General features: G+C 58.2%; 9 protein-coding genes and 1 pseudogene. 1 reads left to right on the top strand and 9 read right to left on the bottom strand.

Annotated elements, in window-relative coordinates; translation table 11 throughout:
- Positions 1 to 275 precede the first annotated feature (275 nt).
- A complete protein-coding gene (locus tag ABIL25_09330) occupies positions 276 to 764 on the top strand; it encodes an LEA type 2 family protein (protein ID MEO0082472.1) in 489 nt (162 codons plus the stop codon).
- On the opposite strand, the gene ABIL25_09335 is transcribed toward ABIL25_09330, so the two are convergent.
- The 9 genes and pseudogenes from ABIL25_09335 to ABIL25_09375 all read right to left on the bottom strand — a co-directional run bounded on the left by ABIL25_09335 (position 761) and on the right by ABIL25_09375 (position 11,325).
- Positions 761 to 1,525 (bottom strand): glucose 1-dehydrogenase, encoded by a 765-nt coding sequence (locus ABIL25_09335; protein MEO0082473.1) that lies wholly within the window; start codon positions 1,523 to 1,525, stop codon positions 761 to 763. The two genes, ABIL25_09330 and ABIL25_09335, sit on opposite strands and share 4 nt — an antisense overlap.
- A 40-nt stretch (positions 1,526 to 1,565) precedes the next feature.
- Positions 1,566 to 2,738, bottom strand: coding sequence for an aminotransferase class V-fold PLP-dependent enzyme (locus ABIL25_09340; GenBank protein ID MEO0082474.1), 1,173 nt, complete (start codon positions 2,736 to 2,738; stop codon positions 1,566 to 1,568).
- 179 nt (positions 2,739 to 2,917) lie between these two features.
- The gene (locus tag ABIL25_09345; GenBank protein MEO0082475.1) at positions 2,918 to 3,253 is read right to left on the bottom strand and encodes a hypothetical protein; all 336 of its coding nucleotides are present in this window, start codon (positions 3,251 to 3,253) and stop codon (positions 2,918 to 2,920) included.
- A gap of 709 nt (positions 3,254 to 3,962) precedes the next feature.
- Complete coding sequence (locus tag ABIL25_09350; protein ID MEO0082476.1) at positions 3,963 to 5,279, bottom strand: Glu/Leu/Phe/Val dehydrogenase; 1,317 nt, start codon at positions 5,277 to 5,279, stop codon at positions 3,963 to 3,965.
- 18 nt (positions 5,280 to 5,297) lie between these two features.
- The gene (locus tag ABIL25_09355; protein ID MEO0082477.1) at positions 5,298 to 5,663 is read right to left on the bottom strand and encodes a hypothetical protein; all 366 of its coding nucleotides are present in this window, start codon (positions 5,661 to 5,663) and stop codon (positions 5,298 to 5,300) included.
- 235 nt (positions 5,664 to 5,898) lie between these two features.
- Positions 5,899 to 7,254 (bottom strand): sigma-54 dependent transcriptional regulator, encoded by a 1,356-nt coding sequence (locus tag ABIL25_09360; GenBank protein MEO0082478.1) that lies wholly within the window; start codon positions 7,252 to 7,254, stop codon positions 5,899 to 5,901.
- A complete protein-coding gene (locus ABIL25_09365; GenBank protein MEO0082479.1) occupies positions 7,254 to 8,990 on the bottom strand; it encodes an ATP-binding protein in 1,737 nt (578 codons plus the stop codon). The genes ABIL25_09360 and ABIL25_09365 overlap by 1 nt, the downstream gene beginning before the upstream one ends.
- Positions 8,991 to 9,134: 144 nt before the next feature.
- Positions 9,135 to 10,397 (bottom strand): annotated as a pseudogene (locus ABIL25_09370) (CoB--CoM heterodisulfide reductase iron-sulfur subunit A family protein).
- 19 nt (positions 10,398 to 10,416) lie between these two features.
- The gene (locus ABIL25_09375; GenBank protein ID MEO0082480.1) at positions 10,417 to 11,325 is read right to left on the bottom strand and encodes a CoB--CoM heterodisulfide reductase iron-sulfur subunit B family protein; all 909 of its coding nucleotides are present in this window, start codon (positions 11,323 to 11,325) and stop codon (positions 10,417 to 10,419) included.
- Positions 11,326 to 11,601 lie beyond the last annotated feature (276 nt).

Raw genomic sequence — 11,601 nt, forward strand, 5'->3', positions numbered from 1 at the left:
CCATCTCGACTTCAAGCTGGACAAAGCTCATGATTCGAGTACAAATGTATTCTGAGGCAACGGGGCGTCCTCGAGTACATCCATATATGAGGCAACAGGCGTCCGTTGCGGGCCAGGCCTGACAGAACGTTCTGCACTGACCCTGCGCACCATACGCCGGAGCGCAAATCCTGGCATAGATATTATGCGCAGCCGCTCTGCGTCGAAGCTCCTGAATCCCAGCCCATAGCACTCCAGCTTGACCAGCTACTTGGCAATCACTATATATCTTATGCATGGTCTGCCGAATCTTGGTGCCAATTGCCGTAGCTGCGATACTTTGTCTTACCGGTTGCCGGCCCAAGGTCGAGCCAGTCAGCGCCGATTTCCGCAGACTATCTCTACAAGAGATGAAGTACGGCACGATTGAGCTTACACTTTCAAACCCCAATCACTTTCCGCTGGACATTGACTCGCTGTACTATGCACTTATCCTGGCCGCAGACACCGTTGCTTCGGGGCGACGTCCAATGCCGATCCACATCGGCGCTGCAGATAGTACTCGGGCCGATTTCCCGTTCGAACTCAAACTTGGGGTAACCGACATCATCAGCCAGCTCCCCCGCGTGCTGTCTGATACGGTCTGGCTCAGGCTCAACGGCCGTTACCGGCTCCCTGGACCAATTGGCCGGTACCGCCTGCCCTTCAGCTACATCCGTTCGGTGCCGCTTGCTGAGGAAGTACGGAAGCTTGTCGAGCGTATCAAAGGCGCTCTTGGCGACTAACCGCAGAGCACCGCGCCACCATTCACATTCAGAATCTCGCCGGTGACAAATGTAGCGAGGTCGGAACACAAAAACAGCACCGCACCAGCAAACTCATCGGGCCGACCGATGCGGCCTAGCGGTATTGTCTGAAGAACTGCCCGGCGTCTAGCCGGTCGGGTCATCGTTGACCTCGACATGTCGGTTGCGAACCACCCCGGCGCGATGCAGTTGACAAGAACTCCATACTGGGCAAGCTCCGGAGCAAGTGACTTCGTGAGGCTTATGACCGCACCTTTGGATGCCGCATAATGGGAGTGTAGCGGCTCGCCACGCTGGCCCGCGGTTGAAGACACCAGCACAATCCGACCGGAACGTTGACTTACCATTATCCGGGACGCTTCGCGGCAGCAATAGAACACGCCCCGGACGTTGGTACCGAGCATTTCCTCAATCTGCCGGTCCGTCATTCGGTCAATTGGTGCCTCCTTCCAGATGCCGGCGTTGGCAACAAGAATGTCCAGCCGGCCGAACCGCCGGACAACAAGCTCGAACATCCGCCGCACCTGGGCTGCAGAAGCAACGTCGGCCCGAACTGCGAAGGCCTGCGCGCCGTATTTCCGGCATGTTGCGGTAACCGCTGCGGCCGCGCGACGATTCTTCAGGAAATTGACCGCGACATCAGCGCCAGCCCGGGCCAAGGCGACTGCTGCAGCTCGGCCAAGCCCACGACTTGCACCGGTCACGAGCGCAACTTTGCCTGAGAGGTCAATCCCGACCATTGTCGCTAGAACCGCGTACCGCGGATACCGACCATCAGCCTCATATCTTACAGTCCGACCGCGGAGCGGTTGTGGCCTCAGGCGCACACGCACGCTCAAGAAAACTGTCCACCTCTGCTTCGGTGTTGTAGCAGTGCGGGGCGATACGGAGCAGGTTCTGGCGGAGGGCACAGACCATCTTCGCGCCTCGTAGCCAACCGTGAATGCGGGCGCTCTCAACCCCGGGCTTATGGCAGGTGATGATTCCGGCCGAGCGTTCGCGCTCCTTCGGAGTGATAACCTCAAACCCTGCGGCCTCAAGTCTCGTCCGTAGGCGTAAGCACAGGTTGCGAATGCGGGCTTCAATTGCCGGCACGCCGACCTGTTCGAATAGTTTCAGACTTGCACTCATCCCAGCGATGCCCAGGTAGTTCTTGGTGCCGGCCTCAAGCCGGGCTGTGCCGGACTTCAATGGTTTCTGCAAGAAAATGTCGTTGAAGTCACGCCAGTCACACGACAACCAGCCCAAACTCACCGGCCGCAGACGCGCCAGGGTCTCAGAACGTGTAAGCACGATGCCGGTGCCCTGGGGCGAAAGCAGCCACTTGGCGCCGTGGCCGGTAACGAAATCAGCATCCAGCGTGCTCCAGTCGAAGTCAACCACCCCCATGCCCTGGATGGCGTCAATGACTGATACCACGCCGCGTTCGCGGCAGAAGCGGCAGATAGTCCTGATGTCGAACGCCCGGCCGGAAAGAAAATGCACCCACGAGACCGCAACCATCCGGGTCCGGCGGTCAACAAGGTCGGCAATTACCTCAGGACTTTTGACCAGTGCGGCCGATTCTACCCAGCGAATCTGGACACCGGGCAGCATCAGACGGAAGGGATAAGTCACGGTCGGGAAATCATCCTGCATCAGGATAACATTGTCACCGGGATGCCAGTCAACTGAGTTAATGGCAAGTATGATTCCGGCCGTTGTATTCGAAGTGAATGCGATAGTATCGGCTGGGACCTTCAGCAGCCTGGCCAGCGTGCTGCGGCAGTCCTCAACCATCGCCTCAGCGTCCTCGTAGGGTACCTCGCCCTCTTCGGCGGCACGAGTCGCGTAGGCTGTCACTGCCCTTACCGCTGTTTCCGGCAATGGGCCGGTCCCGGCGTGGTTGAAGTAGATGCACTGCCGGGTCACCGGGAAAAGCCGGCGGATTTCTTCGACCTCACTTTGATTCACGACCAATTATGCTCTGTTTAGTAGCCTAGGCAAGTAGTATCGCTTTACCTGTGGCCCAAGCGATACCGCACCGATTACTGCCGGTGCCCTGAGATTCCTCCCCGGCAGTGGTCTGTAACACAGGAGAGCAACAAGAAAAGGAGCGGCCCGAAGCCGCCCCTTGAGAATCTAGGCCGTTCTTATTCGGTCAGCACAACCTTCTGTCTGACCTCGCCGCCGTCAGTCGAAGTAATGAAGTATACTCCAGGTGCAACGTGACCCAGCTCGTTTCTGCCCGGCGACAGGTCCGCGACCTTTCGACCGGTTGCATCAAGCAGCACACCGGATTTCGTGCCCTTGAGTTCGATAGTGTTGCGGACGATTGCGGCCGGCCGGCGCCCGAGCACAGGCATGCCGGGTTCAGGCTCGCCTATGCCAGTCCAGTCGCTGCGGTTGAAATAGGCAATTCCGTAGTTGTTGCTCCGGTAGAATACTGCACCGAATACCCCGGGTGCGATACGCTCAATTGTCGGCACGCGGATGCTGTACGTGCTGATTGTGGAGCCTTGGATGAGTACCGGTGTGCTCCAGCCCGAGTTGCATGGAGAAGACCGAGGCTTTCACCATCATTATCCAGCGTTGGTCGAATCCCTAGCCAGACCTGCGAAGACGATTGTGACCCTACAGCTCTTGGTGACGATTACCGGCAAGTCAGTGCGGCATGGCTGGACACTCTCTCTTGCGGGTTGCTCAACACTACCGTGAGTTCCCCTAGGTACTCAGAGGCCGCATCCGGCAGGTGTTTCTGACCGAGCAAGCTACCGCCACTTGGTTCGACCGGTCCTGTTTCAGCGAAACCGTCTCGGGCGGAACACCGATATCACATGACCGGCACTTTCTGCCCTAGACCAGACATGTGAACCAAGCCAAGGTCTCACACCACTGACGACAGACTCCAAGAACTGCTTGGCCAACCGAACATTCTCCGCCGCAATGCCGAGAACACCGTTCTATACCGGGTTTCGCGCCTGAGACCGCCCGTCAAGGCGTACAGCCGGTCCAAGCCCAGCCGCTCACAGGCGTAGCTGATTCTGGCCAGGACAACTAGCGAATCATCCCGTCCAGGAGCTCAAGACCGGCTGCAATGCCACACTGGTCAGGGTCCCACATCGGACACGTTGCCCGCCGGAGGCTCGCTAAGAGCACGGTCCGAAGCAATCACAGGGTGGAGGGTGTACAGGCAGATCACGGGAAGATGCCGCGTTCCTTGTAGACTTTTTCCAGTCGCGACAGAGCAACGATGTAGGCCGCGGTCCGCCAGTCAACGTCGTACTTCTCAGCTGCTGCCCGCACGCGTTGATATGCACCGACGATGCGCTTGTACAGCTTGCAGTCAACCTCCTGGAGCTCCCAGGACTCGCTGCGCTTGTTCTGAAGCCACTCAAAGTAGCTGACGATGACGCCACCCGAGTTGCACAGGATATCGGGCAAGAGGCCTATGCCTCGTTCCCGCAGCACCCTGTCACCATCTGGGTCAGTCGGGCCGTTTGCACCCTCAGCCACCAGCCGAACGTTGAGCAACGGTGCGGTTGTTCCGGTTATCTGCTCCTCCAGCGCGGCCGGGATGAAGATGTCAGCCTTAGCACGCAAGAACTCCAGGTGACTTGCTGGCGAGGCCTTCGGGTATTTGGCCACGCCCCCATTCTTCCTCACATAGCTGGCCAAGTCATCTGGGTCGATTCCTTCCTGGTTAGTTATGGCTCCAGTAACGTCCTCGACCGCAACCAGCCGCGCACCCAGAGGCTTCAGAAGTCGTGCGGCCCATGAGCCGACGTTGCCGAAGCCCTGCACTGTGTAGGTCGCACCATTCAGGTCAAACTTGTTGTCCTTGGCCCACTCGCGAATTAGGAACACCACGCCCTGTCCCGTGGCCTTGTCCCGACCCAGACTGCCGCCCGACTCGATGGGTTTGCCCGTGACGACGTGCAGCATCCGCTGACGTTCGTGCGCCGGCATCATGGACTGGTAGGTATCAAGTATCCATGCCATTATCTGGGCGTTGGTATTTACGTCCGGGGCCGGAATGTCGTATTCCGGTCCGATGGTGTTGCCCAACGCAAAGGTGAAACGCCGGGTGATGCGCTCGAGTTCGGTCAACGAATAGCGAGAGGGATCCATCTGTATTCCACCCTTGCCACCGCCAAACGGTATGTCGGCGATGGCCGACTTCCAAGTCATCCAAGTGGCCAGTGCCCGCACCTCGTCAATATCAACCGCCGGATGAAAGCGCAGCCCGCCCTTGAACGGCCCTAGTGCATTGTTGTGTTGAACTCGATAGCCGGTAAAGACCTCTACCCTACCGTCATCCATTTTCACCGGGAAATGCACGACCACTTCGTTCATCGTGGTCGAAAGTATTTTGCGGATATTGGCGTCAAGCCGCATCAGGTCCGCGGCCTTGTTGAACTGCGCCGTAACGTTATCGTAGACACTCCGTCGCGGACGTTCTGGCGGGCTCGAACCGACTCTGCGACTGCGCACAACTGCTGCAGTGACACTCATATTCTTCCCCCGTTATCGCTACCGGTATTCCTCGCAGTGCCAGACTCCGATTTCGGCATTTCGGATGGCGCAGTGCTCACGGTTGTCGCAGTTCACGCACAGTCCCTTGTACTTATCCCAATCACGCATTTCTTCCACCGTCGGCGCCACATTGTCGAGAGGCGACACTTCCTCAACCGAAGGCGGCGTGAAACTGTCGAACTCCTCACAGAATAACACGGGCTTGTCCAATTCTCTCAGGTACCCGCAGTTTTCTGCGTGGTTGCAGGTCATACACAATCCGGCGAGCGGCTTGGCGCTCTTCTTCACTGCTGGCTCCGGCCCACGCTTGGGCTTTACCGCAGTCCGAACCAGGACGCGGCGTCTTGTCAATGCAACGGACATTAGGACCTCCTTTACGTTTTACTTCTTATCGGCTGCGACTTTTTCACAGCCTACCCGTGACACTGCAGTTGTCATGCCACAGTTCGAACCAGAACCTAGTTGGCGAGTGAATAATACGTAACGCCCTAATATATATGGGGTTACAGACCAAACGATTGCTTCAACCCTTGGTTACTGCCTAGCCAATTTTTGGGTAGATGTTCCCCACCGAGGAAAATCTACCCAACCTAGGCAATCAGGATTCGGTGGTGGTATTCTGCCGGCTTAGCTTGTCACGAAGGGTCTTACGGTCAATGCCCAGTATCTCGGCAGCCCTAGTCTTGTTTCCGCCGACGCTTGCAAGCACGTTACGAATATGCTCGGCTTCTACCTCGGCCAAGGTACGGCCCAAACCAACTTCGCGCAGTGCTGAGAAACGCATATGCTCGGGCAGTTCAGGCACATCAATGACCGCGCTGTCCGTCATTACCACGAGGCGCTGGACAAGGTTCTCCAGTTCCCTAACGTTACCCGGCCAGGCATACCCCAGCAATACGCGTGCCGCCTTGTCCGAGAACTCTGGTACTGGCTTGCCGAACTCGCGCGCGAACTTCTCGGCGAAATGCCGGGCCAGAAGCATGATGTCTCCACCCCGGTCGCGCAACGGTGGGACTGGAATCACTATCACGTTCAACCTGAAGAAGAGGTCCTCACGAAACGCACCTTTCTGAGCTAGCCCAAGCAGGTCTTTGTTCGTGGCGGCAAGTATCCGGACGTCAACTTTTCGCACGCGGCTGTCGCCGACCATGCACACTTCCTTGTCCTGAAGTACACGCAGGAGTTTGACTTGCATCGCCGCACTCATCTCGCTAATCTCGTCCAGGAAGATAGTGCCGCCCTCAGCGGTCTGGAAGAATCCGGCCCTGGTTTCGCTCGCGCCGGTGAAGGCTCCTTTCACATAGCCAAACAGTTCGCTCTCAAAAAGGCTCTCCGGTATGCCACCGCAGTTCACCGGCACGAACGGGGCCGAAGCCCGCGCACTCGAATAGTGAATCGCCCGGGCCACGAGCTCTTTGCCTGTACCGCTTTCACCGGTTATCAGCACCGTGGCCGAGGTCGAAGCTGCCTTGGCTACCGAGTCCATCACCTTCTTCATTGCATCTGACCTACCGAGCAGACCGTAACGGCTGGGCAACGAGGTCCCGGCCTCAGGCCGTGCTGCGCGTCGCAGATGCAGCTTCGCAAGTGCCCGTTCCACGGCAGCAAGGAGTTCCTCATCAGTGAAAGGTTTGGCCAGATATTCCTCAGCTCCGGTCTTGATTGCGTGCACCGCGCCCTCTACCGTCGCGTAGCCAGTAATCATCATCACTTCGGTATCAGGACAGTTTTCCCGTACGTGCCGGACCAAGTCCAGCCCGCTCACGCCGGGCATCTTCAAGTCGGTTATCACAAGGTCAACCTTCGCCTGTTCCAGAATCCGTAAGGCCTCGACTGCGGCTGCCACGGTGTAAACCTGAAATCCGGCTGCGCTCAGATTCCGCTCCAACACTTCGAGCGTTGCCGGAGCATCGTCCACTACAAGCAGGGTTTCTCGCTTCTTGCCGGCTGACATCAATCGTTCTGGCTATTACCGGCCCCGGTCACTGGCAGCCGGACCTCGAATCGAGAACCTTTACCTGGCTCGCTCTTTACTTCGATGCTCCCCGCATGGCCAGCAACGATTCCGTGCACGACCGACAGACCGAGCCCAGTTCCCTCGCCAACGCCTTTTGTGGTAAAGAACGGAACAAATATCTGGCTCAGCACTTCCCGTGTCATCCCAATGCCAGTGTCACTCACCACCATCACCACTCGGCCGTTCTCTCGCCGGGTCTCAATGACCAGTTCCCCGCCGTGCGGCATGGCCTGAATTGCATTAACCACCAAGTTCACGAGGACCTGGTGGAGTTGACCCGGGTCGGCCACAATCACGGGCAGGTCGGCTGCGAGCTTCCGGACGAGCCGGATGCCCGCACGCTGACAACGGGCCTCAAGAAAATACAGCCCTTCTGCAACGAGTTCATTCAGATTCACCCTGCTCTTGGCCGGCGGCTTCTGTCGCGCAAAGAGCATCAGCTTCGACACCACTTCCCGTGCATGCAGGGCGGCCGCGACGACCTTTCCAATATCACGGAGCGCAGGTTCCGGTACCCCGGGCGTTTTCTGAACAAGTTGGGCGAAACCGAGCACATTGCTCAACGGTTCATTCAGCTCGTGTGCGACTCCGGCAGCAAGCTGACCGATAGTCGCGAGTCGATCCGCGTGTCGTAACTGTTCCTCCAACCGCTGCCGCTCTTCCTCAGTCTGGCGGTGTTCAAGCACCGAGCTCAGTCGGTTCGCCACGGTATCAATCAGATGCCGCTCCTCCCTGAGAAAGGGCCCCTCATCCAAATCAGGCCGTGGCTCAGAGTACACCACTTCAACTATTCCACGCCGGACACCGCGCACCACGATTTCCGAGGACTGACGGTGGGGGCCAGCCCGAAACCCTGGAGTCAGGTACTCGCGGTTGTCGAGCACAATACGAGCCGAGGCGATCTCGGGGTAGAGCCAGGCCGGGGGCAACAGTTTGGCAATTTCCTGCACCGCCTGTTCCAGCGTGATGTTCGGCCGCTCCAATACCCGGTCAATTCCATACAGACAGGTCAGCTCTTTCACCCGCTCCCGCAACGCTGCCTGTGCCCGCCTATCAGCCAGGGCCGGACCAATGGTCTGAGCCACTGCTTCATAGAACTCGACGTCACTCCGACCGAAGAAACTCGGTCGTTCGCTCCGCAGCAGCAGCAGCCCATGACTACCTTCGTCGACGGCGAATCTGATGACGATCAGTGACGGGTATGAGCCACCAATAACGACTTCCTCAGGCTTCTTGTCTGTGCGCTCGCGAATCAGAACCGGAAGAGAAGTGTTGCCAGTCCAGAAACTGCCGCCAGGTGTGAAGTAGGTCAACTTTGGGTCGGTGTAACCCCGCAGTACGGTCAAACACAGTCGCGCCAAGCCCGGCGGGTCCAGCTCTGCCGGCGCAATCTCGCCCTCCTCCTCGCTGGCGCGTGGTCCAATCACGAATCCGAATCTATCGCCGCCACCCGACCTGAGCCACCCCCGGTAATATCGTTGGCCTTCATTCACCCGCAGCTCTACTTCATCCGCGCCCGAGAACTCGGCGAATAGCGCAACGACTCCACGCACGAAATCCAGCCGTGGCGCACCCCGGCTGGCCTCACTGAGTATCCGGCGCGACATCACACTGAATCTTTCGGTCAGGCCATGTTCCAAGCCCGTCACCTGGCCAGTCCTACTACGTTTCATATGGTCCCTACTCGCAACGAAGAACGCTCCTGGAATGCACCGTCATGAGCGATGAGTTCAGAGTTCGAAGTTCACAATTCAGAGTTCAGAACTGTCCATGCATTCCTGTTCTGTGCTGTGGCTCAGTACGGCGAAAGAACCGAGCACCTTGCTGGCCACAGCCGAAGCCTGGGCCACGGTTTCGGGAATATCCTTCGGCCCCTGGCACGTACCCGCCAGAAATACTCCCGGCTGGCTTGTCTCTACCGGCCCCAGCTTGTAATGTGCCTCGGTCAAGAAACCGTGCTCATCTGCTTGTATGTCGAGCATTCGGGCCACTTCCTTCGCGCCCGGGTTTGGCGTCATTGCCGTGGCGAGCACCACCAGGTCTGCTTCCACTTCCATCTTGCGTCCCGCGACTGTATCGGAGCCCCATACCACCATCTTGTCGCCCCGGCGGAATATCTTGGACACCTTGCCACGTACATAGACAACACCTTCGTCTGTTGCCCGCTTGTAGAACTCCTCGAAATCTTTGCCTGCGGTCCGCACGTCAATGTAGAAGATGATGGCCTCGCCGTCGTGCACCCGGTGCTTGTAAAGAATCGCGTGCTTGGCCGAATACATGCAGCAAACCTTGGAACAATACGGCACACCCCGTTCTCTATCCCGGGAACCTGCGCACTTCACAAACACTACCCGCTTGGGTTCCTTGCCATCCGAGGGTCGCTTCACTTCTCCCTTGGTTGGACCGGATGCGGAAAGCAACCGCTCAAACTCCAGTCCGGTAAGAACGTCCGGATGCCGCCCCAGTCCGTAGGAACCATAAGCCTTCAGGTCGAGCAGCTCAAATCCGGTGGCAACAACGATTGCGCCAAAGTTTTCTTCAACTAGCCGGTCTTGGTCATCGAACCTTATTGCCTGGGGCGGACAGATTTTCTCACACACCCGGCACTTGCCCTTCTGCAGATATATGCATGACTCGCGGTCTATGACCGGTTTGTTCGGCACTGCCTGAGGGAACAGCCGATGTATTGCCGTACGCTTCTCCAGGCCCTCATTGAATTCCGAAACGGCCCGACCCGGACACTTGGTCATACACAGTCCGCAACCGTTGCACACGTCCCAGTCCACATACTTCGCCCTCTGCCTTATCTTCACTAAGAAATCACCAGCCGAACCGGTCACCGATTCCACCTCGGAATAGGTCATCAGCCTGATGCGCGGGTGCTGAGCCGCGTCCACCATCTTCGGCGTGAGAATGCACTGGGAGCAGTCAAGGGTGGGGAAAGTCTCAGACAGCTGCGCCATATGCCCGCCGATGGACGACTTGCGCTCGACCAGCACCACCTCCACACCCGCGTTGGCGATATCCAGGGCCGCCTGAATGCCCGCTATACCGCCGCCGATGACCAGCGCCTTCCTTGTGGTTGCCATACTCATAACCTCACGCCGTAAGCAGACCCTTGGACTTCAAAAACGGCCTCGCATCTGTCTGGTTATAGCCCAAGACAAGCTCTGACTCGTCCAGCCCGACCGCAAGCCCGAGAAGCTGGGTAAAATACAATACCGGCATCTCGGCTTCTCGGCCCATCTGTTTCTGCAGGGCGTCAAGATTGTACTGACACAGCGGACAGGTAGTTACCATCGCCTCCGCGCCGGCCTGGGCCGCATTGTCCAGTACTCGGCGCGAACACTCTATCGCGGTTGCGCGCTGGTTCGTCACCAGATACCCGCCGCAACACTCTGTCTTGAAATCATAGTCCACCGGCTGGCCACCCAGGGCTGACACCAGCTCGTCCATCACGCTGGGATTGTCCGGGTCGTCGAAGCTCAGGACCCGGGCCGGACGCACCATCAGACATCCATAGTACGACGCCACCTTCAGTCCAGCTAGAGACTTCGCCACTTTCGCCTTCAGATTCTCCCAGCCGATGTCTATCTTCAACACATCCAGATAGTGCAGCACTTCTACCGGCCGCTCGAACTTCTCGTCCACAAATGCCAGCAGCCGGTCCCTCACCTCCTCGTTTCCCCTGGCGTTCAGGTTATCATTTGCCCGCTTCAGCACGTTGTAGCAAGCGGCGCACAGAGTAACAAGCCTGTCGCCGGCCTGACTCGCCCTTGCCAGATTACGCACCGGTCCAACCTGCGATGCGAAATCGTCTGAATTGGTGTTGTATATCGCTCCACAGCAGGTCCACGACTGCATCTCAGCCAGGTTGAACCCGACCCGCTCCGCTGCCTTGCGCGCGCACTGGTCCAGACTCCGTCCCTTGGTGTATAGCGTGCAGCCCGGATAGTACACATAGGTACGGCCGGACTCGGCCGAAACAGATTCGCTGTTGGTACTCAAGGCAAGAAGGTCATGATAAGAGCCGCTTGCCCCGTGTCAAGCAGACCGAACCGGTCCAAATCCCGATGTAGAAGCTGAAGTCTGCGGTCGAAGGCGTTCGGCACAGCAGTTGTGATGCGATGGAGTGCTTGCGCTGCTTTGGCGTGACGTTGCGTTAGCCTCCGGCAGACTGGTTCAGTACCAGAAATGACCTGGGTGGAAATTCGGCATGACGCCAGTAAAGGCTTGGGGATTCTGCCGGCAGTCGGGCAGCGGTCTAGGTCGGCGCAAAGACAA

This window comes from candidate division WOR-3 bacterium, assembly GCA_039801365.1.
GTDB lineage: Bacteria > Hydrothermota > Tepidihabitantia > Tepidihabitantales > Tepidihabitantaceae > JBDRUN01.